Source organism: Rhizobium sp. BK289 (assembly GCF_014193575.1).
Lineage (GTDB): Bacteria > Pseudomonadota > Alphaproteobacteria > Rhizobiales > Rhizobiaceae > Rhizobium > Rhizobium tropici_C.
The window spans coordinates 13,749-39,403 of the sequence record NZ_JACHZO010000013.1; the positions used below are offsets into that span (position 1 = coordinate 13,749).

The 25,655-nt window shown below is 58.0% G+C and carries 21 protein-coding genes; 14 read left to right on the top strand and 7 right to left on the bottom strand.

What is annotated here, in order from left to right; all coding sequences use genetic code 11:
• Positions 1 to 213: 213 nt before the first annotated feature.
• A complete protein-coding gene (locus FHT84_RS22740; RefSeq protein ID WP_246698602.1) occupies positions 214 to 8,661 on the bottom strand; it encodes a glucoamylase family protein in 8,448 nt (2,815 codons plus the stop codon).
• A 391-nt stretch (positions 8,662 to 9,052) separates the two neighbouring features.
• On the opposite strand from FHT84_RS22740, the gene FHT84_RS22745 reads away from it, so the two are divergent.
• Positions 9,053 to 9,535 (top strand): hypothetical protein, encoded by a 483-nt coding sequence (locus FHT84_RS22745; protein WP_112345434.1) that lies wholly within the window; start codon positions 9,053 to 9,055, stop codon positions 9,533 to 9,535.
• A 109-nt stretch (positions 9,536 to 9,644) separates the two neighbouring features.
• Here the strand turns inward: FHT84_RS22745 and FHT84_RS31700 are convergent, their stop codons facing one another.
• On the bottom strand, positions 9,645 to 9,767 hold the full coding sequence (locus FHT84_RS31700) for a hypothetical protein (protein WP_281411494.1): 123 nt from the start codon (positions 9,765 to 9,767) through the stop codon (positions 9,645 to 9,647).
• Positions 9,768 to 9,925: 158 nt separating this feature from the next.
• Between FHT84_RS31700 and FHT84_RS22750 the strand changes: the two genes are divergently transcribed.
• Positions 9,926 to 10,639, top strand: coding sequence for an SDR family oxidoreductase (locus FHT84_RS22750; RefSeq protein WP_113250140.1), 714 nt, complete (start codon positions 9,926 to 9,928; stop codon positions 10,637 to 10,639).
• A gap of 309 nt (positions 10,640 to 10,948) precedes the next feature.
• Here the strand turns inward: FHT84_RS22750 and FHT84_RS22755 are convergent, their stop codons facing one another.
• The gene (locus FHT84_RS22755; RefSeq protein WP_112345432.1) at positions 10,949 to 11,200 is read right to left on the bottom strand and encodes a DUF982 domain-containing protein; all 252 of its coding nucleotides are present in this window, start codon (positions 11,198 to 11,200) and stop codon (positions 10,949 to 10,951) included.
• 103 nt (positions 11,201 to 11,303) lie between these two features.
• Positions 11,304 to 11,966: a TetR/AcrR family transcriptional regulator gene (locus tag FHT84_RS22760; RefSeq protein WP_210249898.1), complete on the bottom strand. Its 663-nt coding sequence runs from the start codon at positions 11,964 to 11,966 to the stop codon at positions 11,304 to 11,306.
• A gap of 81 nt (positions 11,967 to 12,047) precedes the next feature.
• Here FHT84_RS22760 and FHT84_RS22765 point away from each other — a divergent pair, with 81 nt between their 5' ends.
• Entirely contained in the window at positions 12,048 to 12,788 is a 741-nt protein-coding gene (locus tag FHT84_RS22765) for an SDR family oxidoreductase (protein ID WP_113250138.1), read from the top strand.
• An 867-nt stretch (positions 12,789 to 13,655) separates the two neighbouring features.
• Here the strand turns inward: FHT84_RS22765 and FHT84_RS22770 are convergent.
• On the bottom strand, positions 13,656 to 13,946 hold the full coding sequence (locus FHT84_RS22770; protein WP_145646888.1) for a hypothetical protein: 291 nt from the start codon (positions 13,944 to 13,946) through the stop codon (positions 13,656 to 13,658).
• 344 nt (positions 13,947 to 14,290) lie between these two features.
• Here FHT84_RS22770 and FHT84_RS22775 point away from each other — a divergent pair, with 344 nt between their 5' ends.
• The 11 genes from FHT84_RS22775 (at position 14,291) to FHT84_RS22825 (ending at position 22,648) form a co-directional block, all read left to right on the top strand.
• Positions 14,291 to 14,599: a PepSY domain-containing protein gene (locus tag FHT84_RS22775; RefSeq protein ID WP_112345428.1), complete on the top strand. Its 309-nt coding sequence runs from the start codon at positions 14,291 to 14,293 to the stop codon at positions 14,597 to 14,599.
• Between the two features lie 25 nt (positions 14,600 to 14,624).
• A complete protein-coding gene (locus FHT84_RS22780) occupies positions 14,625 to 15,233 on the top strand; it encodes a general stress protein (RefSeq protein ID WP_145646886.1) in 609 nt (202 codons plus the stop codon).
• A 212-nt stretch (positions 15,234 to 15,445) separates the two neighbouring features.
• A complete protein-coding gene (locus FHT84_RS22785) occupies positions 15,446 to 16,885 on the top strand; it encodes an ATPase domain-containing protein (protein ID WP_183764362.1) in 1,440 nt (479 codons plus the stop codon).
• Positions 16,886 to 16,891: 6 nt separating this feature from the next.
• Positions 16,892 to 17,932, top strand: a complete 1,041-nt coding sequence (locus FHT84_RS22790) for a sensor histidine kinase (protein ID WP_183764359.1) — start codon at positions 16,892 to 16,894, stop codon at positions 17,930 to 17,932.
• A gap of 14 nt (positions 17,933 to 17,946) precedes the next feature.
• On the top strand, positions 17,947 to 18,339 hold the full coding sequence (locus FHT84_RS22795) for a response regulator (RefSeq protein ID WP_145646846.1): 393 nt from the start codon (positions 17,947 to 17,949) through the stop codon (positions 18,337 to 18,339).
• 352 nt (positions 18,340 to 18,691) lie between these two features.
• The gene (locus FHT84_RS22800; RefSeq protein WP_145646844.1) at positions 18,692 to 19,678 is read left to right on the top strand and encodes a PAS domain-containing protein; all 987 of its coding nucleotides are present in this window, start codon (positions 18,692 to 18,694) and stop codon (positions 19,676 to 19,678) included.
• A complete protein-coding gene (locus tag FHT84_RS22805) occupies positions 19,675 to 20,052 on the top strand; it encodes a response regulator (RefSeq protein ID WP_183764357.1) in 378 nt (125 codons plus the stop codon). The genes FHT84_RS22800 and FHT84_RS22805 overlap by 4 nt, the downstream gene beginning before the upstream one ends.
• A gap of 305 nt (positions 20,053 to 20,357) precedes the next feature.
• Positions 20,358 to 20,612, top strand: a complete 255-nt coding sequence (locus FHT84_RS22810) for a hypothetical protein (RefSeq protein WP_183764396.1) — start codon at positions 20,358 to 20,360, stop codon at positions 20,610 to 20,612.
• Between the two features lie 137 nt (positions 20,613 to 20,749).
• Complete coding sequence (locus FHT84_RS22815) at positions 20,750 to 20,926, top strand: DUF3606 domain-containing protein (protein ID WP_113250131.1); 177 nt, start codon at positions 20,750 to 20,752, stop codon at positions 20,924 to 20,926.
• A gap of 3 nt (positions 20,927 to 20,929) precedes the next feature.
• Positions 20,930 to 21,733, top strand: a complete 804-nt coding sequence (gene xth / locus FHT84_RS22820) for an exodeoxyribonuclease III (RefSeq protein ID WP_145646842.1) — start codon at positions 20,930 to 20,932, stop codon at positions 21,731 to 21,733.
• A gap of 51 nt (positions 21,734 to 21,784) precedes the next feature.
• Positions 21,785 to 22,648 (top strand): alpha/beta hydrolase, encoded by an 864-nt coding sequence (locus tag FHT84_RS22825; RefSeq protein ID WP_183764354.1) that lies wholly within the window; start codon positions 21,785 to 21,787, stop codon positions 22,646 to 22,648.
• Positions 22,649 to 22,782: 134 nt separating this feature from the next.
• Here the strand turns inward: FHT84_RS22825 and FHT84_RS22830 are convergent, their stop codons facing one another.
• Positions 22,783 to 23,685 (bottom strand): hypothetical protein, encoded by a 903-nt coding sequence (locus FHT84_RS22830; protein WP_145646838.1) that lies wholly within the window; start codon positions 23,683 to 23,685, stop codon positions 22,783 to 22,785.
• Positions 23,686 to 24,184: 499 nt separating this feature from the next.
• A complete protein-coding gene (locus FHT84_RS22835) occupies positions 24,185 to 25,360 on the bottom strand; it encodes a GGDEF domain-containing protein (RefSeq protein ID WP_145646836.1) in 1,176 nt (391 codons plus the stop codon).
• Positions 25,361 to 25,655 lie beyond the last annotated feature (295 nt).

Consider the following 25,655-nt stretch of genomic DNA (forward strand, 5'->3'; position numbering starts at 1 on the left):
ATCGCAAGCGATCGCCTCATCGTCAAAGCCGGCGACGTTACGAGCGAGCGGGAGAACGGCGCATTTGCTGACCTGGGGGAGCTGCCTTCTTGTGCCCAATCGTATCTGGATGTCGGCGATGACGCGCACCCGCGCCACGCTCGACAACGCGCCGACGCCGCTGATGGGAGAGTATTTCGCACAGCGCGCGGCCGCCGGGCTGATCGTGACCGATTACGATGCCGCGAGCAAATATCCCTCCCGCAGATCATCCATTGTGGTCCCGTTGATCGTGACCGAATATCCTCCTGTCGCGTCAACTCTCGAAACCGAAATTTCGTATTTGCCGCTCGGCAGTTCCAGCGTAGCCGAGTAGCCATTCCATCCGGCCGGCAGCACAGGCTTGACGTGCAACCGCCTGCTTTCGGTGCGAATACCGAGGATGCCTTCGATTGCGACGCGATAGAACCACCCGGCCGAACCGGTATACCAGCTCCAGCCGCCGCGACCCCTGAGGTCACCTTCTCCATAAACGTCGCCGGCGATTACATAGGGCTCGACGCGATAGGTCTCCGCAGAGGATTTGTCGAGTGCGTGGTTGATCGGATTGAGCATTTCGACCGCGCGCCAGGCATCTTCGCCGCGGCCCATCCGGGCTAGGGCAAGAGCCGTCCAGGTGGCTGCATGGGTGTATTGGCCGCCGTTTTCACGGACGCCTGGCGGGTAGGCCTTGATCACACCGGGATCATTGATCGGCTTGATAAAGGGCGGCGTCAGCAGGCGGATGAGCTTACCCTCCTCATCAACCAGTTTATCGAGGACTGCATTCATGGCCATGTTGCTGCGGTCCGGATTCCCTTCACCCGACAGCACGCTCCAGGATTGGGCAATCGAGTCGATCTTGTCTTCCGCCGATTGGCTGGAGCCGAGAGGCGCGCCGTTGTCGTAATAGCCACGGCGATAATATTCGCCATCCCAGCCGGCCGTTTCGATCGCGGCTTTGAGCTTTTCAAGATGATCCGACCAACGGCTGACGCGTTGCGTATCGCCGCGCGTTTCGGCATAGGCGATGAAGCGGCGCAAGGCGCCGGCGAGGAACCATGCCAGCCACACGCTCTCGCCACGGCCGGCGATGCCGACGCGATCCATCTTGTCGCACCAGTCACCACTCATCATCAACGGCAGACCGTTCACGCCCGTGCGCTTGATCGTAAGATCGAGGCCGAGAGCGGCATGTTCGTAGAGCGGTGCGGTCCCGTCGGAAACACGCGGCTGCAGGAAGGCGTCGTACTGGCCAGGGCTGAGTTGCGCGCCTTCGACGAAGGGCAGCATCTCGTCCATGATCGAGGCGTCGCCGGTCACGGTGCAATATTGGTCGAGGGCATAGGCGAGCCAGACCGGATCGTCGGAGATGTTCGTGCGAACGCCGGCACCGCTATCTTCCAGCCACCAATGCTGGAAATCGCCTTCCGGGAACTGACGGCGGCCGGTATTGAGGATTTGCTTGCGGGCGATCTCAGGCGAATGCAGCAGGAAGGCCAGCGAATCCTGCAACTGGTCGCGCAGGTTCCACGCACCGCTCGACTGATAGAAGGCGGTGCGGGCCATGATGCGGCAGCTATAAGTCTGATAGGGCAGCCAATTGTTGACCATGAAGTCAAGCCGCTGGTCCGGTGTCGAGACATGCGCCTTGCCGGTGAAGCTCTTCCAGAACTCACGCGTCTTCTCGAGAACCTCTGCAAAACCGATGGAGCGGATGTCGGCGATGAGAGCCGCCGCTTCTTTCTGCGAGGGGGCGTCACCCATATAGAAGCAGATGTCGCGCACTTCGCCCGGCTCGATCGTCAGATCGAATGCCATGGCAGCTGCCGGATCACCATCGAGATCGACGGCGTTGGAGAGCCGCGACCCGGCCGAAACCGTGCGCGGCTGCTGGATCGTTCCGTGCCGGCCGATGAATTCGCGGCGGCTGGTGGAAACGCTCGATGGTGCTTCGCTTGCTGCAAATGCCGCAACACGCGTCCCGAAACTGACACTAAACGGATTTTTCGCAAAGACCGCTCCGCTCACGCTGTCGAAGCTCGATATGACGAAGGGCTTGCTCTTCGTCGGGTTGTTGCCGAGAATCCATTCAGCATAGCCGTAAAGACGCAGCTTGCGTGCTTCACCCGCATCATTGCGGATACGCAGTTGCGTCAGCTTAACGGGCTTTTCCATGTCGAGGGTCTGGGTGACCTCCAGGGAAATCTCGTCCTGAATCGTCGAGAAGATCGAGTAGCCAAGGCCATGCCTGGCTTCGAAGCGCGTATCGGCGCGCTGCGCGAGCGACGCGTAGGGTACGATGACGGAGCCGCGATCGAGATCCTTCAAATAGAAGGCCTCACCCGGGCGGTTCGTGACCATGTCGTTGGTCCAGGGCGTCAGCTGATGATCGCGGGAATTCTGGCTCCAGGTGAAGGCGGCGCCTTCCGCCGAGACATGGAAGCCGAAGCTCTCGTTGGCTATGATGTTGACCCATGGATGCGGCGTCTGTTCGCCGCCGGACAGGCGCACGACATATTCGCTGCCATCGGCCGCAAAGCCGCCATAACCGTTCCAGAAGGCAAGATCGCTGCCATCGACCGGCACGCCCCCGGCTGTGCTGCGAACCATACGCGGCACCAGGGTGGAGTCGCCCCACTGACCAAGCAGCGCGGGCGAACCGGAAACGGAACGGGCTTTCTGCAACTGATCGACGAGACTGCCATCGCGACCACGCAACACGACGCGCGAGGCGGCTATGATGGCATCATAGGCTTCAGAAGACGTCAGATCCTTGCGCAGGACGTAGATATTGCGCTGGATGCCGGCGACCTCGCTGGCGTGACGCGCCGCATCGCAGAGCTGGTCGATGGTGCGCTGCATTTCGGCGGCTGCCTCACCGGAGCGTTCGTTGAAGATGACGAGATCGACCTCGACCCCGCGCGATTGCAAGAGGCCCTGCGCACGCAGCAATTCCTTGACGAGATCCGTGCCGAGCTCGTCGGTAATGCGCAAGGTCATCAATGGTGCATCGCCGGACAACGTCGCGCCCCAGAGGACGGACTGCGATTTCAGGCCTTCGCGAACTGTCTTATTGTCGGCGCGCAGTGCCATGTCGGGATAGATGATGTAGCGGGCAAAGCGCTGATAGGCGGCAGCCTCCTTCGAATTGACGCCGATCTGGCGCAACTGGCTCTGCGTTCTCGTCCAGGCCTGAACGAGACCCTGGGCAAAGCTTTCCGGCCGGCGATAGTGCTCGACGGCTGCTTCGAGTTCGGCGCGTTCGGCCGCGGCAATGGTCCAGAAGGTTACGCTGACCTTTTCCCCGGCCGGCACGTGAAGCGTCCGGCGCAGCGACAGGCAGGTATCCATCGTGAATCCGCTGGTATTCGAGAGCTCCGCGCCGGCGTCGAAGGCCGCAGCCTCCGTCAGCGTGCGACCCCGTCCAAGAAAGCGCATGCGGTCCGTCTCATGGTAAGTCGGCAAATCTTCGCCGGACGTATCGATGATCAGATGGGCGATGGCGACTTCGGGATCCGTCACGCCGCGCTTTTGGCGCTCGACGAAGATCGCATCACCTTTCGCGGCAACCTCGGTTTTCAGGAACATGCGGGCAAAGACGGGGTGACCCGTATCGACGGCATCGAGAGTGGCGACAGGCTCCATGTACGAGGTCACTTCGATGACCCGATCTTCCGTGCCAGTATTGCTGATCGTCAGGCGGCGGCCTTCCGCATCGTAATTGCTTGCGACGAAGACTTCCATTCCACTTGTCAGCTCACCGACAGTTTTGATGAACTCCGCCTTGTCGTCGCTGAAGCTCACCCGAACATGCTCGTTGGCTATCGAGCGCGGCTCCGCCGTTGCAGACCACCACTCGTTCGATGCCGTATCGCGCATGAAGATGAACGAGCCCCATCGATCCTCGGTCGGATCGGCACGCCAGCGGTTGACGGAGAGATTTTTCCAGCGGCTGTAGCCGGAGCCGGTCGCCGTCAGCATGGTCGAGTAACGGCCGTTCGACAACAGCAGCAACTCGCGCTCCCGTGACGCCGGATCTTCCAGGCGCCGCACTTCCGGACGCATCAGGTCGCCCTGGATGGTCGCGGGCGCATCGGTTTCGTGCTTCGAGGCCATGACGGGGATGTCACGCGGCGCCTTTTCCTGCAGCAGCAATTCGGCTGCCTCGATTATCGGATCCGCATGGAACAGCTCGCGCAGCAGGCCGTCGAAAGCCACGTTGGCAACCGCGGCAATCGACATGCCGTGGTGGTGCGCATAGTAATTATAGACCACCGCGCATTGCTTCCCTTCGGGCACGCGGCTTGCCGTAAAATCGACGGCGTCATGGAAACCATACATGCCGAGTGCACCGACGGCCCGCAACCGCTCGAGGTTTTCGAGGGCTGCGACCGGATTGTACTGGCTGGCCAGCAACGAGGCGTAAGGTGCGATGACGGCGTTCTGTCCGAGACCGCGTTTCAGACCGAGCGTCGGCACCCCGAAGTTGCTGTACTGATAGTTCATCTGATGATCGCGGGCGTTGAAGGCCGCTTCCGAGATACCCCATGGCGTGCCAAGCTTGCGAGCATAGTTCATCTGCTCGAGAACGATCAGATTGTTGGTCTGGTTGAGAATCCCGCCGCTACGCTCCTGCATGACGAGAGGCGGCATCAGATATTCGAACATCGAGCCGGACCAGGAGACCAGCGCACCGCGCGTGCCGACAGGCACGACATGGCGGCCGAGCTTGTACCAGTGCTCGGTCGGCAGATCACCCTTGGCGACCGAGAAGAGGCTCGTCAGACGCGCTTCCGAAGCGAGCAGATCGTAGCAGGCGGCATCTACTTCTTCCGTCTCGACACGGAAGCCGATCGACAGCAGCCGGCGTTCCGGTCGATAGAGGAAGCTGAAATCCATATCGAAGGCGATTTCACGGGCGCGATTGCCGATCCGGATCAGCCTTTCGCTGATATCAGGTGCCTGTGTGGGATCGAAAGCCTTGTCGACCTGATGAAGTTCGCAGGTTTCGACCAGCTTCTCCGCCCAATGGACGACTTCCTCGCTCCGCGTGGTCTTGACTTCCCTGTCAAGGCTTCCGGCAAGTTCGCGGATTTCCCGAGCCTGCCCGGCAAATCGTTCGATAAGGCCTGAGGAGAATTCCTTCTCGCGTTTACCGGTCGCGACCGCCGCTTCGAGCTCGGCGATACGGCCGTCGAGCCGGTCATGGAGGGATCGGTTCGACCGCGTATCGTCATCAAGCTCCGAAAGCACCTCGCGCAGAATTGCCGCGACATCGCCGATGCCATCGAGATCGGTGTGGATATGGGCAAGGGGAGACTGAGCCCAGATGCGGCATGCGGATGAAACGGCAATCAGATGGCCGGCAAAATTTCCGCTATCGACCGAGGATACATATTTGCGGCCCAGCGGCTTCAACGTGTCGGTATGATACCAGTTGAAGAGGTGACCTTTATATTTTTCCAGCTTTTCGACTGTCTCGATCGTCTGCTCAATGCGCTTGACTGCGTCCTCGAACGAAATCCAGCCGAAACGACGCGCCGAGATGACCGACAGCAGATAGACTCCGATATTGGTCGGCGACGTACGCATGGCGACGACGGCATGCGGCGTCTGCTGAACGTTGTCGGGCGGCAGGAAGTGCTGATCGGGAACGACGAAGTGGTCGAAATAGCGCCAGGTACGTCTCGCGATCTTGCGCAATTCGTTGCGGACGTGGTCGGGCACAACAAGCCGATCCTCGGTTTCCGCCGTCTGGCTGACCAGCCAGGCGATGGCTGGCGACAGCACCCAGAGAAACACGAAAGGAAGCCCGACCAGCCACGCGATGTCGCCGGAAGAGGCGGCGAAGACCAGTGCCAGAATGGCCAGGAGGGGGGCACGCCACATGACCTTGTAATGGCCGAGGATCGTCTTCTGAGCCATGGCCTGCGCACTTGCGGCGGTGCGCCATTGCAACATCAGCCTGCGGCTGACGAACATGCGGTAGAGCGAGCGGCCGATCGCATCAGCCATGACGCAGGCGATGTCGGCGATGAAGATGATGCGCAGCGCCACCTGGGCATTGGCATTCTCAATATCTTTCCAGACGGTATGGAGATGCGCCCGCAGGATGATGTCGCTGGTTCGCGGGATGATGCCATTGATCAGCGACAATGTCGGGGCAACGAACAGGCTGAAGATCAGCAGGATCTGCCAGATAAGCGCGCCGAAAGGATCCATCCAGTACCAACCGAGCACGGAAGCGAAGAACCAGGCGATCGGCGTCAGCGAGCGACGCAAATTGTCGAGCATCTTCCAGCAGCCGAGCGCGGTAATGCCACGGCGCTCGTCGAAAATGTACGGAATAAGCTGCCAGTCGCCGCGTGCCCAGCGATGCTGACGCGAGACCTCCACTTCGTAGCGGATGGGGAAATCCTCAACCAGTTCGCAGTCCGTCACCAGACCGCATCGCGCCATCGAGCCTTCGAGCAGGTCGTGGCTCAATATCGAGTTCTCGCTGATCCGCCCCTTCAGCGAGGCCTCGAAGGCGTCGACATGATAAAGGCCCTTGCCGGTAAAGGTACCCTCGCCGGTGATGTCCTGATAGACGTCGGAAACCGCAAAGACGTAAGGGTCGAGACCGCGATTGACCGAGAAGACGCGCTGGAAGGTCGATGCGTCCTTGCCCGTCGTCAGCGACGGCGTCACGCGCGGCTGCAGCACGCCATAGCCATCGACGACGCGCTGCTTCTTGTGGTCGAAAACCGGGCGGTTGATCGGATGATGCATCTTGCCGACGAGTTTGACGACGGTATCGCGAACAACGCGCGTATCGCTGTCCAGCGTCATGACGTATTTGACGTCGGCCGGCACGAGATCGAAGCCCGCAATAAAACTCGTGTCTTGGCTGCCGCGCAACAGCATATTGAGCTCGTGCAGCTTGCCGCGCTTGCGCTCCCAACCCATCCAGACGCCTTCGGCCGCGTTATACTGTCGGCGGCGATGCAGGAGATAGAAGCGCTGCTTGCCCTCTTCCGAATAACGTGATTCCAATTCGGCGATCTTGCTGCGTGCATAATCGAGAACGTCGAGATCGCGGGTGGTCTCTTCTTCCTCAGCATCCGGCCAGTCGGTCAGGAGTGCGTAGTAGATCTCACCGCGGGCATTGGCAAGGTAATGTACCTCAAGATTGCGGACGAGCTCATCCACGTGCTCGCGCCTGCCGATCAGGGAAGGAATGGTGACGAGGGTGCGGGCGTCGGCCGGCAAGCCCTTCTTGAATTCATAGCCGACGAGACGATCCGGCGTGATGAAGAATGTGGCAAAGAAATTGAAGAGGCCGGTCGCGCCCTCGGATGCCGGGAGCGCGAACATCAGCAGCAGAACGATCGTCGCAAACAGCGGCATTCCCGCGTCGACGAATGCCCATTCGACCAAGACGAGCGCCAGCAATGTCAACAGGAGCACCGGGATGGCGATCGAGAGCCAGTTCAGCTTGCGGACCATCCGCATGAACCGCAGGCTGAGCGTCGGCCGGAAGCCGATCTCCGCCTCGAGTGCCGGGCGCCCGTTGCCGACGAAATAGTAGCCGATATTGCTCGCAGATCCGTCCCTGCTTTCATTTTTTGCACGGTCGGTCAGCCGCACGGCGGCCTCGGCGATATCCATTTCTGTCTTGTCGGAGCGCTTTGCAAGCTTTTCGATCTGGCGGCGGTAGCTGTTGCGAGATCCGGCATCGAGCTCTGCATAATCCGTCTGCTGCCAGAGGAGCTTGTCGATGGTGCTGACCTCTTCGACCCACTCCGACCAGTCGGTGTCGTTGATCTCGCGCAGGCTCTTGATAATGCTGCCCATCAGCGCATTGGCCGCGCCGAGACGGATCTGCTCGGCCGACATGACGGCTTCTGCATCCGTTCCCTTGGCGGAAAGCTTTGCCTCCAGCCAGTTCAGCGCAGCTTCGGTTGGTTCCAGCGCATTGCGAAGACGATAATGCAGCTGCGTGACGAAGGTCGTGTCGTCGAGATTGGCGGCCAGCGTTTCCAGATGTTGCGCTGCGCCGGCGTCACCGAGCGAAATTACCTCGGTGGCCGCCGTGTTGGCAGCCGCGCGCATTTCGCGGCTCTTATCGATCTGCGATGCCACCCGGCGAAGATTGTCGATCAACACGTAGCGCACCAGCGAAGGAAGCGCCCAGAGTTCGCCGATCCGCAAGGTTTCGCGGTCCTGGAACCCTTCGGTCACCGCGGTCATGCCGGCATTGCTGATATTGCTGTGCGCATGCGCCATGTAGAGCCAGGCGAGCGCGAGGGTGCGCGGCACCTCCGTGCCGTCGAGATTGATCTTGCGCAGTTCGCGATAGAACTTCTTCGGAAAATCGCGGCGAACTTCCTGGATTGCCTCTTCGACGATGTAGTGGTTGTCGAGTAGCCATTCGGCAGCCGGCGTGATGCTTTCGCCAGCATCGACATCCGCAGCTGCAGCGCGATAGACCCGCAGGATTTCGTTTTCGTTCTCCTTATGCCGGAGATAGAAATCGAAGCCATTGAATTTAAGGAGATCAAGCGTGCGAGTTTCTGCAAACTTTGCTGCCATCGCTCTCAGCTGATCGTTGGACAAAAGAGCGGCGCGAATTCCGAATTCGCGATCCGAATGAGCCATCTGAGGAGTTGGAGCAGAATCGTTGACAGTATCTTTAGATGACATGTGTCTTTCGCTTTTGTCTCGTCGTTTCTCGAACGCAGAGTTCCAGAAACGAGAACCCGGAGCCTGAGATCTTCGTTGCAACACCCCGTTGACGGCAACTGGGGCAATGATTGCCGCTTAACTAGCCGCACCACCCTGAACGCAGGATTAATTGTCTGGGCTGGCAAACTTGGCGGCAGTCGGAGTTGCCGTCTTGAAGCAATCGGCCGTCGTGGCCGAGCTTTCCTGCAAAGCTCCTTAGAGGCAAAACAAAATCATCTAATTCCTGAAATATTGACACACGATCTAACGGCGTATTTGATCCAACAAATTCACACAGGAATGAACTACCAGAAGGGGAGCTTAAATGTCCGTGATCGCACCGACACTTTCTCATGTGCTTCAAAATATTGAGCGGTTCAAGGCAGAGCTAGACAGCAGCGCTGACCTCCGGCGTCGCCTGGCATATGCTCGCGCTTGGTATGCTCTCCAAACCGAAGATGGCAAGTGGCTCTTCGCGCCGATGAAGTTCTGTGCCTATAAGGATATGACCGCGAAGAAATACGACGATAGACGCGATGGGCGTCGAGCGGAGAAGCAGCTACAATCCTGGTTCACCTCCGTGCCCCATGCCGATCATCTTAATCAAGAGTTAACGGAAGCGCTCACTACATTTCTTGCCGGCTACGGCAAATCGCCGAGTACAGCTTGTCGGATCAGCGTAACCAGCGATTTCTACCAAAGCCAAAACAATCGATCGGCAGACGATCATGTTTTGGCTAATCTCTTGATTGCTGTGGCAAGTCGCCTGTCAGCTGAGGAGCGCGTCAGACTGAGAGCCGCCCTCTAGGCGGGAATTCTGGCGTCCCTTAGCCTACCCTGCAGTTTTCCAGCGGAACTTCGTGCCAGTGCGTAAGCTTGCCACGGAGAGATCACGCGACACCTACGATGCGTAGATATTATAAGCCATAGCGCCAGCCGCTATCGGCAATCTCGCGCGGCCATTCGAAGCTTTGAATGCGTGCCCGCAATGAGGCTAGTGCGGCGGAATCCCAGCGCATGTGGAAATTTTTGTCCGACATCACGCAATCCCGAAGTCTCCAGGTTTCCAAAAATTCGCATACCACCGGAACACATTGCCGCACGATTTGTTTCACAGACATCGGTTCATGAATGAAGGAATGGGGCCTCGAAGTGCGTCGCTCAACGAGCGCCGGTGCGGTTGATTCGGAAGGACAAAATGAACGACGAAAGACCTCTCGCAATCGTTTCGGGCGCAGCAAGAGGAATAGGCCGTGCGTGCGTCGAAATCTTCGTTGCACAAGGTTGGCAGGTCGGAGCGCTTGATCAAGACGAAACAGTTCGGACCGTGTTCGCGCAGAACGAAAGAGCGATACCGCTTGTTGCGGACGTCACAGACCCAATCGCGCTTCAAGCGGAGTTGGATCGCCTCCCATCCCCCGCCGCAGCGGTGATCAACGCGGCAGGGGTCTTTCCCCCTACATCTTTAAGTGACTTTCAAATTGAGCAGTACCGGCAGGTATTCGACGTGAACGTCCTAGGGACGCTGCTCTTAAGCCAATTGGTGAGCCGCAGTATGACCGATGGCGGTCTTATTGTTAATCTTTCATCCATCAACGCCTTTGTCCCGCGCCCTGATCAGCTGCTTTACGCCGCAACCAAGGCAGCGATCGTCAGCCTAACGCGGAGCATGGCGGCTGATCTGGCACCCAGGCGGATTCGCGTGAACGCGGTTGCGCCCGGTCCGGTTGACACTGAGGGGGTAAGAGCACTTGGTGGCCGTTTGGAGGAAGCCGCCGGGCAGGTTCCGCTTGGACGGGTCGCGTCTCCGTCCGAGATCGCCGATCTTATCTTTTGGCTCGTTGAGGGCCGAGGTGCGCAATTTGTCACCGGCGAGACAGTTGTCTGCAGCGGTGGCTTGTTCATGCGTTAGGGGCGATCCATCCAACAACGGGACACTCGGAGGCCCTTAGCAGCCATGCAAAGGCAGCGACTATCGGCAACTTTCACCGAGGTAACCTCTATTGCGACGTCATCACATTCCCTTCGGATTATAGTCGCCAGGTTTTCCAGGTTATTTGAGCTTCAAGGTGCCGAAGTCTGAACGCACTGCGAGATGGCCGGTTTCACCGGCGGATATCCGCGTTCCACAATCGGAACGACCGGAATTCCCGTGGCCCAGCATATCCGTTGATGAGTATCCGGATGCAGAGTATCGACAAACTATGAGGATGGTATGACCTCACTCCTCGAAAATATATATGTCGCCTTCCTTCAGCGCTGCAAGAAATGCCTCTCTGGCTTCGTTTTCTTCAATTTTTCCCTGCTGAACCGCCATAAGTGCTTTCATCGCAGCGTGATAGGCTTGACCATCTTCGAGCGTCGGCCACTCGTTGAGCATGAATTCCGCCGCGCGCTCCGCGCTGGAGATTGTCAAACGGTCTCCCGTCTTCCGAGTTTCGACTATGACGGGCTTACTCCACCATTGAGCCATGAGCTTTCTCCTTGTCGCGCTCAACGTCCCGTCAGGTGGAATGTTCCGGAAACGGTATTTCTGAGCCCCGTAGCCAATTCCAGGGGTTGACGTCAAAAACGGGTCAATCCGCAGCTTTTGAGACAAAACCGTCCCAGCCGGCCATGGCGATCTCCGCCACGCTTTGGAGCTCGGCTCTTTCCGCTCCGTCACGGGCACGGATTGCCATCCCGCTCTGAACGGTCTGGAGAAACCTGCAGACCATGGCGATATCGAGGGCCGGTGGAAGCTCTCCTTCGTCGACCGCCTTTTTCAGACGCGACGCGAGCACATCGAAGGCCAGCCCCCGTGTCGAGCGCATCAGCTCGGCAAGTTCCTCGTGTCCATCGCTGCCGACCGTACCGAGGGTCGCCAGACAACCGTGAGGCAGGTCGCAGTCTGAACCGGTCATGGCGGCGGCCGAGTCATGAAGGTACGCTTTCACCGCCTCGCGTGCCGTGGTCGCATCACGGAAACGTCCCCAGACCAGATGTTCGTAGTAAGAAGCGTAGTACCTCAGTGCTTCCGCATAGAGCTCGTCCTTCGAGCCGAACGCCGCATAGAGGCTTGTCGTCGCGATGCTCATGGCTTCCGTCAGATCAGAGATCGACGTCGCTTCGTAACCTTTGATCCAAAACATCCGCATGGCGCAGGTCAGGGCTGCGTCACGGTCGAACGCGCGGGGCCGGCCACGCGCGGAACCTGTCGTTGAGACTTTCGATGATGTGCCGTTTCGATCTTTTTGCATCGATCGCTACATAAACCCGTTGACTCCCATTTTCAACGTCCATATGCATTATGTATCGATCACTACATAAATGGAGTCGAGATGATTGATCTGAAGGGAAAGAGAGCGCTTGTGACCGGTGGCTCTCGCGGTATAGGGGCAGCAATCGCTCTTGCGCTTGCCGAGCATGGCGCCGATGTTGCATTGACGTTTCAGAATTCGACGGATCGCGCGAGGGCGGTCGTCGCCTCGATTGAGGCCCACGGTCGGCGCGGCATAGCGATCCAGGCCGACAGCGCGGATCCGACCGCGATCCGGGGAGCGGTCGATGAAGCGGCAAAGGAGCTTGGCGGCCTCGACATTCTGGTGAACAACGCCGCGATCGCACTCTACGGAGCGATTGCCGACATCAAGGTCGAGGACATCGATGCGCTCCTTGCAGTAAATGTCCGCGGCACCATTCTTTCGACGCAGGCCGCCCTTCCGTATCTCGGCGCCGGCGGGCGAGTGATCACGATCGGCTCTGCCGGTGCCGACCGCATCGTCGGCGCGACGGGCACAGTCTACTTCATGACGAAATCGGCACTCCAGTCTTTCACCCGGGGCTTAGCACAGGAACTGGGACCGCGCGATATCACGGCCAATCTCATCCAACCGGGCTCGACGGATACGGAGATGAACCCGGCGGACGGGGAATATTCCGAATTCCAGCGGAACCTCATCCCGTTGGGTCGATATGGGGCACCTTCGGACATCGCTACCGCCGTGACATTTTTGGCGAGTCCTGCGGCAAGGCAGGTCACCGGCGTGACCCTCAACGTTGACGGCGGGTTGAATACCTGAGCGCAGCGGTTCCTTCACGAGGGCTGGCGACGGTCGTGACATTCTTCTCATCGATCAACATGAGGTCGAACGGCCATGTGAAAGCTTTGTTCTCGGGCTGTGGCCAACAGGTCCTTATGACCGGTCTCGCGTGGGAAGGACGCAAGACCATGTTCTTTTAAGCCAACTTGTCAGGTCGTCTCAAGTTGCGTTGCGCCCTTGCGGACGGTTGCCAACTCGAGACTTAATTTAGCTGAGTTGGCACCATTTTGGTGAAAGTGATTGGATTGCATGTTGGGGACCGGCGCCTTTTCACAGGGCATTTGATTAAGCAGTTCCGCAATATGCATCAGATATTTCGAAAAGCCTTGGAACGTCTCGCTTGTCCGGGAGTTTATGACGCCGTGATCGACAATTGGATGGGCGTAGATGCTGAGCGTTAGCATTGCGGTGCGAACAGGTGGAACAATTGAGCTTCAATCGGGAATTTTCGACGAGAAGGAAGCTGCAGCCCTCATTTCCTCGATGACGCGATCGTCTCAGATGGAGGCTACGGATATAATCCACGAAACGCGGCGCTGGGGAATTTGCAGACGTAGAGCGGATAATTTCGAGGTTTTGACCAAAATCCTATAAGGTTTTACGGCTTGCTGGCACCTGTAGAAGTGCCAGGTCACCGAAAAAGCACACGCCATTGCCTTGCCATTCGAGATGTCTGATGAATGGACTAATTCCGTCCATGAATATCACGTCGGAGCGAGTGGCCTTTCGGCCTCTTGCTCCGTCTTCTCGCGCTGATCCTCCGCTCGCTGCCAATCGCCGAGATGGCACCCTTCGGGCGTCCCTTCTTCCTCTCAAATCCTGTAGGCACGCTCACGGCATTTTTCGTCATCTTGTTCTTCGTTGACGGCCAGTAAAGTTTCTTCCTTTAGCCAAAGATGGATTGTTTTCCTTCGGACAAGCCGATCGTAAGAGCATTTCCTTCGTGAGGTCGTCGAAGGAGAATATTTTCCACTTCGCTGCCATGAGCAAATCAAGCTCGATCGAAGAAGGGCCGAACCGAACGAACAGATCTTCGGCCGTCGCGTCATCGAGCCCGTATTTCTTCTGGAAATCCGCCAGAGAATAGGCGGCACCTCTTATCGTCCGGCGCCGTTCGAAAGGCCGTTGCATTTCCATATCTGATGATCCTCCTTATTCCGCTCCAAGCAACTCGATCGGCGAGCTGAAAGTTCCGTCGAGGGTGAAATATTGAGCTCGTGCAATGATCAAATGCGGCTTTCGGGCTACGTTTATGGAGGTACGTTAGCCCGGCCTCTTTGGCTGTGGAGACAATTTGCCAGCGGCTCTGTTGGTCTGCTTGTTCCATAGCCGCGCTGCTTAATCTTTTGCGCGCGTCGTAGGACCGACCCGGCCATGCTGGAACTCGTCGCGCCTTTCGTCCCGAGCGCAGCCAGTCGCCATAACGTGCGGAACAAATTGAGCTTTCTCTTGTTCGATTAGCGTAACAGGAGGAAACTTCCATGAAGAGATCCATCTTCGCCGCCGCACTTCTTCTATCGGCGACGGCAGCCTTGGCCCAGAGCCAGACGCCGTCGACCTCTCAGACAACTCCGGCCGTCAACACCGGTCAGAATCCGGCAGCGCCGATTGCTGGCAAGAACAGCTTCACAGAAGACCAGGCCAAATCCCGCATCGAAGCCGCAGGCTACACCGACGTCACGGGGCTTAAACTGGATGATCAGGGCGTTTGGCGAGCGACTGCCAAAAAGGACGGCAAGGACACAGGCGTGTCTCTGGACTTCCAGGGCAACGTCACGATGGCCAAGTAACGAATTGAGAACAAGGAGACGCGATATGCGCACCATTACCGGACTCTATGACAGTTATGACGACGCCAAAGCTGCGGTGAAATCTCTCGAGGATGCAGGCATCCCATCTGACGACATTAGCATCGTTACAAACAAGGCCAATGGCGTCGACGTCGAAGGGCAGGGCACCTACGCAGCCGAGGGGGCAGGAACAGGTGCTGGCGTCGGAGCTGTCGCAGGCGGCGCCGGCGGTCTTTTGGCCGGCCTTGGTATCATGGCCATCCCCGGCGTCGGCCCCGTTGTCGCGGCGGGCTGGCTGGCGGCCACCGCCGCGGGAGCGGTAGCCGGAGCTGTCGCTGGCGGTGCCGTTGGAGGTATCGTCGGAGCGATGATCCGCGAAGGTGTCCCGGAAGACGAGGCGCATGTCTATGCCGAAGGCATCCGTCGTGGAGGTTCGGTTGTGACCGCAAGGGTTGAGGAGGCAAAGCTGCCGGAGGCCCAGGCAATCCTCGACCGGTCGCGGCCCGTCGACATTGCATCCCGGCGGGCACTCTATGCGGAAGAGGGATGGACCCGCTTCGACGAGGCATCCGAACCCTATACGCCTGAGCAAATCGAAGCCGAGCGCCAGCGATATCGCATGAACCGGCTTTGAAAAGCACAGCAATTCGAAGACACGATGGCGTCCGCGGCAGCGGGCGCCTTTCTGCAACAAGGTGCGAGCTCGAAGGCCGTACGAAGAAGCTCAGGCCGAGACCGCGTTCGGAACGCAGGCGGTTTGCCCGCATAGTTATTTCGCAGTCCAGGAACTCGATATCGTGATCGGGCGTTGTACGTCGTCAATTTAGGCGTAAGCGAGAGGTGAACGTGGTTGAGAGCAAGAAGTTGACAATGGTCAGTTCCGGTATTCCCGGACTGGACGAAATTCTTCGCGGCGGTTTGCCCGCATCAAATCTCTATATCGTTCAAGGTGCGCCTGGGTCGGGCAAGACGACCGCAGCCTTACAATTCCTCCGTGCCGGTGCGGCGAACGGGGAGCGCTGCATTTATGTCAGCCTGTCACAGACCAGGGCGGAGCTGGAGGCGATCGCCCTGTCCCACGGCTGGACGCTCGAGGGCATCCGGGTGGAAGAGCTCGCGGCTTCCGATTCGATCAAGGGAGCGACCGACCAGTCGATTTTTCAGACGGCTGAACTGCGTCTGGACGAGACGCGGAAGATGATCGAAAGTGCAATCGAGGAGCATAGACCCAGCCGATTGGTCTATGACTCGCTGTTGGAAATACGGTTGATCACAGGCGATTCACCCCGCTTCCGTCGCGAGCTGATCGCCTTCAAGGCGTTTCTTGCCAAACGCGACATCGTGGCTCTGCTGCTTGACACCCAAACACCAGAGACCGATCGAACAGGCGAAGAGGTTGATGGCATTGCTCACGGCGTCATTCGTCTCGACAAATCGCTTGAGGAATATGGCGCGGTTCGCCGCCGCATCGAGGTCAGTAAGATGCGCGGTGTGCCTGTCGCTGACGGCTATCACGACATGGCGATCCGCGAAGGCGAGGGCGTGGTCGTATTCCCACGGATTATACCAGGCGCCGTGGCGAGAGCCGTCGAGCCTCAGTTGATCAAATCCGGCGTGGATACCCTCGATGACATGTTCGGCGGTGGGCAGGAAGCAGGAACCACCACCCTCGTCATAGGTCAGGCGGGTACTGGCAAATCGACTATGGCCTCGCTCTATGCGACTGCGGCTCTCAAGCGGGGCGAGAGCGTAGGCCTCTTCCTGTTTGAGGAACGAATAGAGACTTTCTTCCGGCGTTCGGAGGGGTTGGGCATGGATTTGCGCCAATTCCATAAGGATGGTCAGCTGATCATCCGGGATTTCAACCCCAATGAGATCTCGCCAGGTGAGTTCGGTCAGATTGCCCAGCAAGCGGTGAGCAGCGAAAGGGTGAAGGTCGTCGTCATCGATAGTTTCACCGGATATCTGAATTCACTGCCGCATCGTGAGAAGGCGGTCCGCGACATCCAATCGCTCCTGAAATTTCTCGCGCGAGCGGGTGTGCTTACCATCCTTATCGTCGCGCAACACGGTCTGCTCGGCCAAGGGATCGGCATTGATGTCGATGTAAGTTTTCTGGGCGACACGGTGCTGCTGCTGCGAATTACCGAGCACGAGGGCAGGCTGCGGCGCAGCATAACGGTCGTGAAGAAGCGGCACGGACCGCACGATCTCGACGTACGGGAATTGTTCATTCAAAGTTCCGGCGTCACGGTGATCCCGTATAACCCGATTCCGGAGGCCTAATCGCTCGTGGTCGCGAATGACAGCCATCTCGACTGGGTTTTGGTAATCGCGCCCTATCGGCGCGATGCCGAACATTTGGAGACGCTCCTAGCTCAGAATGGCGTAGCTGCGCGGCGGGCGGAAGGCTCGGAACAATTGACGGCGCTGTTGGCGCAAACGCCCGGCGTGCTGGTTGCGACCCAGGAGGCACTTGATCCGGAGGTGCAGAAGACGATCGGTCGCCACCTTGTCGAGCAGCCAGAATGGTCCGAGATGCCTGTCCTCGTCCTGTTGGATCGGATGGTTCCTCCGACCCGCGTTCAGGCTGAGCTGTCGGCCGCTTGGCCTCGCTCGCGGCAGATCTATTACCAACGCCCCGTAACAGCGCTCGAATTGCTGAGTGGCGTTCAATCGAGCCTCTTGGCGCGTCTGCGCCAGCGAGACGTTCGCGATCACATTGAGCGCGAGCGCGAACTTCGGCGCGAGCTTAATCATCGGGTGAAGAACATTCTTTCCAGCATCTCCTCCATCTTCCAGATGACCCGTCGGCGTGCCGTCTCGCTGGATGAATTTGCCGATGATTTCGCCGGTCGGCTTGCAGCTCTTGCCAATGTGCATTCCGCAGTATTCCAAGCGAACGGCGATGCAGCCGAGTTCTCCCATATTGCCGAATTGACCTTCAGCCCATATCGGGCAAAGGGCGCGGATCGCATTAGTTTCACAGGGCCGGAGATTTTGCTGAGTGCCGAAGCCGCGACGACGCTTGCCTTGTGCTTCCATGAGCTTGCGACGAATGCGCTTAAATATGGTGCCCTTTTAAAGCCAGAGGGCCGGATAAGTCTGAAATGGTCCGTCTCACAAGATGGGAACCTGGATCTTGAATGGCTTGAGAGAGGAGGTCCGCCAGTCTCGGAACCTAAAAGAAGCGGATATGGAACACGGTATATCCGTTCGGCGTTGTACAACCTCTTTGGCACGCCGCCCACCATCCTGTTCCATCCACAGGGGCTAAGCTGTACTCAGATCGGTCCCCTCGCGCGCGTGTCACCGAAGGACCTTGACCTCTAGGAGGCTTTTTAGCCATGTCATCTTCGGCGTCTCCGCTTCGCATATTCTGTCTTGAAGACAATCCACTGATCATCTTTCAAATTGAGGCCATGATCGAAGATTTGGGGCATATCTTCGCAGGATCTGCCATAAGCTTCACCGACCTTGTTAAAAGACAGGATCTCGGCGGTATCGACGGAGTGCTTGTCGATATCGATCTTGCTGATGGACGCACCGGCCCTGATGCGGCGATCTGGCTTTCCCGGCAGGGGATTGCGAGCATCTTCGTCACAGGTCAGGAGGCGATCGCGGCGGAGTATTCCCAAGTGGTGCTTGCAACTATTGGGAAACCCGTCTCAGAGATCGAACTCGCAGAAAAGCTGGAGCTGTTTCGGCACACCAACCGCAATCATGACCGAAGGAGTTGAACTGCGGCGGCGGAGTGAAGGTCCTATGGACGGCGAGGTTTGTCGAGCCGCAGGGCGTCTGGCGGCAAATCGTCGGTCGGGTGCCGTGACTGTAGCCCCCTGCCAGTCCGGGCCAGATAGGTGTGCTTTTTCTAGTTGGCTGGTATTAGTCGCAATGTGTCGACGAAGTATTGTTCATCGTAAAGCGTTGTCGCTTTACCATCCATTACCGCCATTGCAAAGACAAGGCTTGTGCGCCAGCTGGATTGGTCAAGCAACATTCCTTAATCCACCGTCTTGCCAGTTCTCGGTGCTCCATTACTTTTAATAGAAAGCTACGAAACATGTCGGGTGCTGCTGGGAGGGCTTGGGGATGATGCTGGAAGATCTATATCGCTTGTTGCGAAGCGGACATGTCCAAGCGCAGGGCGTGGTCGATACCATGACGCAGCCGATTGTCGTCCTTGATCAGAACCTGTGCGTCGCAACCGCAAACAATGCATTCTTGAAAACCTTCAAGGTCGAGCGCGACGATATTCTGGGAGAGAGTTTCTTTGATCTCGGCAACGGTCAGTGGGATGTTACCGAACTCCGGCAGCTGATCGCCGCGATTATCCCAAAAGCCGCCGCTGTCATCGGATACGAAGTGGCGCACGACTTCCCAACCATCGGCCGCCGCACTTTCCTCGTCGATGCACGGCGTCTTGTCCATCCGGATGATAACAGCACCAATATCCTCGTTCTCTTCGACGATGTGACGGAAAGGCAGCGTCAGGACGCGGAGAAGGATTTCATCATTTCGGAAACACGCCACCGGATGAAAAATCTCTTCGCAGTGGTGCGATCGCTTGCGATGCAGATGGATGCCGAAGATCTCACAGGCACGGACTACCGTGATCGCTTCCTGGGACGCCTCGAGGTCACGCTTCATGCCCAGGAGATCGCCGCTATCAATGAAGCAACCGATTTTGAAACCCTGTTGAGGCAGTCGGTCAGCGAGCCTGGAACGGATCGGGTCCATTGCGAAGGACCCACAATGCAGATCCCGAGTTCGGAGATCGTGCCCGTCAGCATGATGTTCCATGAGCTGGCGACAAATGCGTTGAAGTACGGCGCCCTCTCCGTTCCAAACGGCGCCTTGCATGTCGAATGGTCATTGGAGGATGGACCGGAGAGCCGGTCGTACTTTGTTTGCCACTGGCGCGAATTGGGCGGCCCGGCGGTGGAGCCGCCGAAGCGAAGAGGATACGGCACCGAGTTGATCGAAGGCACGTGCCGACATCTTGGCGGAACTGTGGAACTTAACTTCGATCCAAAAGGTTTGACAGCCATTATCAAACTCCCTTGGAAACGCTTATGAGCGAACCTGAAAAAGGCGAGGTCGTCGTGCGCAGGATCGTTCTTGTGGTTGAAGACGAGTTCTTTATCGCGATGGAGCTGGAAAGCGTGTTGACCAGAGGGGGATTTGAGGTCCTAGGCCCGGCAAGTTCGGTCGGGCAAGCATTCGAGCTGCTGAGGAGCCAACGTCCGGATGCTGCTGTTCTGGATGTCACTCTCAATGGCGAGAACATTACGCCTGTCGCCGTCCTTCTCAAGACGTGGGGTGTTCCGTTCGTCCTCGCCAGTGCGAGCGATCCGGCGGGACTCGCCAGGCATGATGTTTTGGCTAACGTGCCCAATCTCGGGAAGCCCACCGACATGAAACGTCTTGTGGAGGTCGTTCGATCGCTTTGAAGCTGTGCCGAGAGATTGACAATCACCGCTCTGCGCGCCCGATCGGGGTCGCGGCCGGTGGAACCGACGAGGGCCCGGGAAGTTTCCCCTTGAAGGAGGCTGCCATGACCGAGAAAAAGAAGATCGTAGAGGTGAAGGTGACGACTGATAATGGAGAAGACGTGCCGATCGGTATCATGAACGCCAGCCAGGCGACCAAACTTTCGGACGATCTTGATGTCGTGATCTCGCACCAGGACGGCGAGGCAGGTACCACCGACCGCGAAGAATCGAAACCCTTGGCCGGTCATGAGCCGGCAAATCATGTGTTTCCTTCGCCGGCCAGCAACACAGAGGCTGACCGCGCCAAGGAAGCACAGGCCGTCGCGCGCGATGCTTTGGACAGTCTCGTCGCATCGGCTAACGCGGCTGGCTGGGGCACGCATGAAATTGTGCTCGCGATCCTCGAGGCTGGAAGGCTTCTCGAGAAAGCAAACGCTGCCGATCCTGATCCTGCCGAAGATCCGGCGGTGAGCGACCTTGGTCGTGCGCAGATCGGTCATGGTGAACAGTATGACTAGACGATCGGATAACGATCGCCTGCAAATCCCGAACCATGTTTGCAAACCAGCATTCTCAACCCGAAGAGGTTGGCCCATGGAACTTCTTGATTCGAGGCCCGTTTTTCGTGGGTCGAAACTCGTCAGGAGGCATTGTCATGGCAACCACATCGAGAGGTCGCGCCCAGGATCGTGCGAAGGTCGCAGGCGGCCAGGATCACGAGGTCCGTTACGAGGCGAAGAAGGAAGGCGTCTCGAAGGACAGGGTCAAGAAGGCCGTGAAGAGCGCCGGAAGCTCGCGCAAGAAGGTCGAAGCGGAAATCGGCCGGCACTAAGCCGTGAAGCTGGCGACCTACAACGTCAATGGCATAAACGGCAGGCTTGAAATCCTCCTCCGATGGCTGGAAGAGGCCGCGCCGGATGTCGTATGCCTGCAGGAACTAAAGGCCCCGCAAGAGAAGTTTCCGATCAAGGCGATCGAGGCCGCCGGCTATGGCGCAGTGTGGCAGGGCCAGAAATCCTGGAACGGCGTTGCGATCCTTGCAGAGGGGCAGGAACCCCATCTTACGAGGCGAGGGCTTCCGGGCGAACCGGAAGACGAGCACAGTCGTTACATCGAAGCCATCGTCGACGGGATCGTAATCGGCGGCCTATACCTCCCGAACGGCAATCCTTATCCGGGACCCAAGTTCGATTACAAGCTCCGCTGGTTCAAGCGGCTTCAAGCCTACGCCGCTGAGCTGCTGGAGCTTGAGGTGCCGGTCGTTCTCGCCGGCGATTTCAACGTGATGCCCACCGAGATGGACGTCTACAAGCCGGAACGCTGGACGAACGACGCATTGTTCCGCGTCGAAGTCCGCGAGGCCTACAGGAAACTCGTCGATCAAGGCTGGACCGATGCTCTCCGCCATCTGCATCCGGACGAGCGCATCTACACGTTCTGGGACTATTTCCGAAACGCGTATGCTCGCGACGCCGGACTGCGGATCGACCACTTCCTGCTCAACTCGGAGGTGGCAGCCCGTCTGTCGAAGGCCGAGGTCGACAAGCACGTCCGCGGCTGGGAGCACGCCAGCGACCATGCTCCCGTATGGATCGAACTCAGCGACGAGAGCGCTAAGAAGAAGAGGAGGAAATCATGACCGAGGCGGTGGGCGTAAGAACAGCCGACCTAATATTCGAGGAGACCGGATATGTTCAGCGGAATGGCACTGGATTACATCGACGTTGGCCCCGGCCTTTTACGCGTTCGCCACGGCGGCAATGGCCCGCCCCTGTTGTTGCTCCACGGCCATCCGCGAACGCATATGACGTGGGGTCAAGTCGCGGACCTCTTGTCTGCGCACTTCACGATTGTTTGCCCCGACCTCAGGGGATTTGGAAAGTCTTTCCAACCCGTGGATAGCGAGAACAGCCGGCATTCTTCGAAACGGGCGAAGGCACTTGATTGTGTGGCACTGATGCAAGCTTTGGGACATCGGAAATTTGCCGTGGCGGGGCATGACCGAGGCAGCTATGTGGCATTCCGTCTTGCGCTCGATCATCCCGAGATCGTCACCAGGGTGGCCGTGATCGACAGCATTCCGATCGTGGAGCATCTCGAACGGATGGATTGGCATTTCGCGCGTGACTGGTATCACTGGTTCTTCTTCGCGCAGCCTGAAAAGCCCGAGCAAGCGATCAATGCCGATCCTCGGGCTTGGTACCATGCCATCCGTCCGGATATCATGGGCAAAGAGGCCTACGATGACCTGCTGACGGCGATCCAAAATCCAGCCGTTGTCCACGGAATGATCGAGGATTACAGGGCAGGCTTGAGCGTCGATCGGGAAGATGAACTGCAGGACCGGGTTGCCGGAAGGCGGATCACATGCCCATTGCTTTGCCTTTGGTCGACCAAAGACGATCTCAAGCATTTCTTCGGCGACCCGAGGGAAATCTGGCGGTCGTGGGCGACGGATGTCACGGGTCACGGTATCGAAAGCGGCCACCACGTCGCTGAAGAAAATCCCGTCGATCTCGCGAATTCACTCCGGCGTTTTTTCGAGAAAGGATAAATCTTTGATCGCGCCGATCCACTATCAAACCGGCTCAAGGCACGCCTCCACATAGAGGCTGTTGGTGTCTCCATTTGTTGCCTGACGTTCTGCGCCACCGCGATGACGCAGAGCGAAACGCTTGCCGTTGCGGCTCAAGGACGTCGGCTGCGTGAATCCACGAGCAAGTCCTCTTCTTCATCACGCTGACGACCGCCAAGTGCCGCGGCCGCCGATGCTATGAAGGCGCCGACCAGCAGCGATAGGGACCCGACCAGCGCGCTCGTCGCGCCCGCTTTCCTGGCTTTGTCAGCCGCGTCTTTTGCTGCCGACTTGGCGTCATCGATTTGCTTGAGCACCGCATCGACCCGGTTGCGGGCATCCGTTTCGGAAAGGCCCGTGCGCGCGGAAATGATCGTTGCGATATAGGATTTGTCTCCATCCGGAAGCTGTCCGCTGGCCGCACCCTGTACGAGGATCCGCGAGATCTCGGCCGCGGCTGCGCCATCGTCGGATTGAGCGCGGTCTGCGGCCTTTGCGGGCCGGAGGAGCGCGTCTGTAAAATAGGCGGTTGCGTCCGCACCACGTGTTGATGCAGCGGCGCCGGCGCTAACCGCGTTTTGCGCGACTTGACCGGCGGCATTGGCCGACGCGCTCGCCAGCGAAGTCAATGAAGAGGCGAGAAACCCTGCTACGAACACCGTTGCCAGCGCCCAGCTCAGAAACCCGTGTGCCGTGTCGCGAAAAAAGACCTCGTCGGAGTGGACTTCAACCCATTTCGTACGGAGACGGCCCGTAAGATAGCCACCGATCGCTGATGACAGCCATTGAACGACCACCAGCCAGATCGCCGCAGTGATGCCGACGGCTGTCGCCGAATTGCTCTGGTCAGACCAGGGAGAAACCATCGTGAGCCCAACACCTGATCCAAGCAATAGAAGAATGAGGGTAATTCCGGTTGCGGCAAAGGCGCCTCCGATGATGGGGCCCCAGACGATAGCGGGCTTGGAAGATTCGACAGGAACCGTACCTCTGGGGACGTCTTCAATGACCGACATTGACGCCTCCTATCGCGTGAAGAGAACGAGAAGAATGACGATCGGCAAGGGAATACCGAGAAGCCAGAGCAAAATACCTCGACCCATTTTACCATCCTCCAATGGGTGTGAATTGATGCCTATCCCAACGGCGATGGAGACGGTTTGTTCCAGAGTCTTCGTTCGGACCTAGAGTAAGCAGTTGCTTACGAATATGGAGCGACAGGTCGTTCTCGATATCATCCTGATGCATCAGCGGGAGGGCACCGCAACAGCAGGATTTGTAGCGAAGGTTCTTCTTCGCAAATCCTGTCGGCATGAGACTGTTATGTTCCCATGTCGGATGATCCTTTCCGGCCTGACGAAGCTTTACTCAGGAACTTCGCCGTCCGTCTTGATCATTTGCCGTCTTCTTGGCACTTCGCGCGGCCTCGCCGCGTCATGGGATCTTCTCGATTCCGCCCGTCTGTGTTGCCGCCCCACTCGGGGAGCGCTCGGCTGGCGCATTCGCAATGCGGACTTACGAGGAGCGCGCCAGGTTCTGGTTCTTGGCAGGAAACACGTCTTGCGTAGCATCGCAAACACGGTTTCGCCCTGCGGCTTTCGCCAAATACAGCGCTCGATCGGCTTCTCGGCAAAGATGCGACAGTTCCGATCCCTCGTGGGTAGCTTTTGCGATACCGATGCTTGTCGTTACGGCGATTTCGGAGGCAATGGTAGGGTAGCGAAGCTCAGCGACGGTTTTGCGAATCCGCTCGGCATGGAGCAGGGCGTTTCCCGCATTTGTTGGGAGAAAAACGATAAATTCCTCGCCTCCCTGTCGTGCGAACAGCGCCGAGGAGGGCAGGATCGATTGCACTGCCTGCGCCATCGTTGCCAGAACCTCGTCGCCTGCAGCGTGCCCCCAGCGATCGTTCAACTGCTTGAAGTGATCGATATCCAGATAGAGAACGGCGTCGCCTTCTTGGGCTTGTTTGGGCACGTTCGTATTAAAAAAGCGGCGGTTATACAGACCCGTAAGAGCGTCGCGGTCGGCCAGACGTTTGATCTTGATATGTTGGCGCTCGCTGATGAAAATCACGATGGCAATCGCTAGCACGAATTTGGAAATTATCATCAGGAAGAAGCCGCTCGCTACGTCGAGCAAGGGAAAGGTATTGAATGCAAATTCCAGACCCATGATCAACGCGAGTAGGCTGGCGGACGCTAGTATCGCCGCGACCAGCTTCCGAATTGGAAGAGGCTCGATATAGCTGTCCAGGAACACGACAGCTGCCGTGCCCGCCATCGTCAGGCAACCGAGAAAAGTGAAAGTCGTCGCCCGATATGTGTTGTTCAGGTGGAAGGCCGTGATCAGCCCGATTGCCAGCGTTGCCGCTGCTGGTATGAGAACCAGCCACGTATTGATTTTTCGATCAGGGTTGCTGATGACAATAAACGCGAAGCCCAATAGGCAATATCCAAGTACGGCGAGAACAATATTGATAAGGCTGAGAGGGCCGTAAAGTGCCGGATGAATTTCTGCATGGCCCGCAAGGGTCGAACCTCCGGCGAGGACAATAAAGCTTGCTGCTAGAAGTCCAACTCCACGGCTTTCTTCCGATGTCAGGCGCAGATACCCCAAGGTCAAAGCACCGGCGATATAGGATGTCTTCTGGAGGAAGAGAACCGTCGGCATATCCAGTTCGTTAATCATCAAGCCCCACGGCAATGGTCGTTCGTTAGGAGCGCAATACGCTGAACACTTAAATATTTTGCGAAGATTTAAGCGGTTTGTCTTCCAGCATCAGTGCAAGGATGCATCGTCGATCAAGGTTGCTGCCAATATCGCCGAAGCGCTGAGGGCAATAACCAGCAATTCCACGAGGTCGCTGGTTCGCATCCCTTCAGGAGCTTAATATGTATCTACCGCGTCGTAAAACCGATTGCATCCTCTCCATAAGGGACAGCTCGGTATGACAGATTTCTACCCTTAGCTGAGAGTGTCGCGA

Excerpts from the sequence above, each read along its gene's own strand:
- FHT84_RS22815 (WP_113250131.1), top strand. The coding sequence starts at position 20,750 with ATGGCAACCACATCGAGAGGTCGCGCCCAGGATCGTGCGAAGGTCGCA.
- FHT84_RS22765 (WP_113250138.1), top strand. The coding sequence starts at position 12,048 with ATGATTGATCTGAAGGGAAAGAGAGCGCTTGTGACCGGTGGCTCTCGC.
- FHT84_RS22835 (WP_145646836.1), bottom strand. The coding sequence starts at position 25,360 with ATGATTAACGAACTGGATATGCCGACGGTTCTCTTCCTCCAGAAGACA.
- FHT84_RS31700 (WP_281411494.1), bottom strand. The coding sequence starts at position 9,767 with ATGTCGGACAAAAATTTCCACATGCGCTGGGATTCCGCCGCACTAGCC.
- FHT84_RS22775 (WP_112345428.1), top strand. The coding sequence starts at position 14,291 with ATGAAGAGATCCATCTTCGCCGCCGCACTTCTTCTATCGGCGACGGCA.
- FHT84_RS22745 (WP_112345434.1), top strand. The coding sequence starts at position 9,053 with ATGTCCGTGATCGCACCGACACTTTCTCATGTGCTTCAAAATATTGAG.
- FHT84_RS22825 (WP_183764354.1), top strand. The coding sequence starts at position 21,785 with ATGTTCAGCGGAATGGCACTGGATTACATCGACGTTGGCCCCGGCCTT.
- FHT84_RS22830 (WP_145646838.1), bottom strand. The coding sequence starts at position 23,685 with ATGTCGGTCATTGAAGACGTCCCCAGAGGTACGGTTCCTGTCGAATCT.
- FHT84_RS22755 (WP_112345432.1), bottom strand. The coding sequence starts at position 11,200 with ATGGCTCAATGGTGGAGTAAGCCCGTCATAGTCGAAACTCGGAAGACG.
- FHT84_RS22760 (WP_210249898.1), bottom strand. The coding sequence starts at position 11,966 with ATGCAAAAAGATCGAAACGGCACATCATCGAAAGTCTCAACGACAGGT.
- FHT84_RS22750 (WP_113250140.1), top strand. The coding sequence starts at position 9,926 with ATGAACGACGAAAGACCTCTCGCAATCGTTTCGGGCGCAGCAAGAGGA.
- FHT84_RS22770 (WP_145646888.1), bottom strand. The coding sequence starts at position 13,946 with ATGGAAATGCAACGGCCTTTCGAACGGCGCCGGACGATAAGAGGTGCC.
- FHT84_RS22805 (WP_183764357.1), top strand. The coding sequence starts at position 19,675 with ATGAGCGAACCTGAAAAAGGCGAGGTCGTCGTGCGCAGGATCGTTCTT.
- FHT84_RS22800 (WP_145646844.1), top strand. The coding sequence starts at position 18,692 with ATGATGCTGGAAGATCTATATCGCTTGTTGCGAAGCGGACATGTCCAA.
- FHT84_RS22780 (WP_145646886.1), top strand. The coding sequence starts at position 14,625 with ATGCGCACCATTACCGGACTCTATGACAGTTATGACGACGCCAAAGCT.
- FHT84_RS22795 (WP_145646846.1), top strand. The coding sequence starts at position 17,947 with ATGTCATCTTCGGCGTCTCCGCTTCGCATATTCTGTCTTGAAGACAAT.
- FHT84_RS22740 (WP_246698602.1), bottom strand. The coding sequence starts at position 8,661 with ATGGCTCATTCGGATCGCGAATTCGGAATTCGCGCCGCTCTTTTGTCC.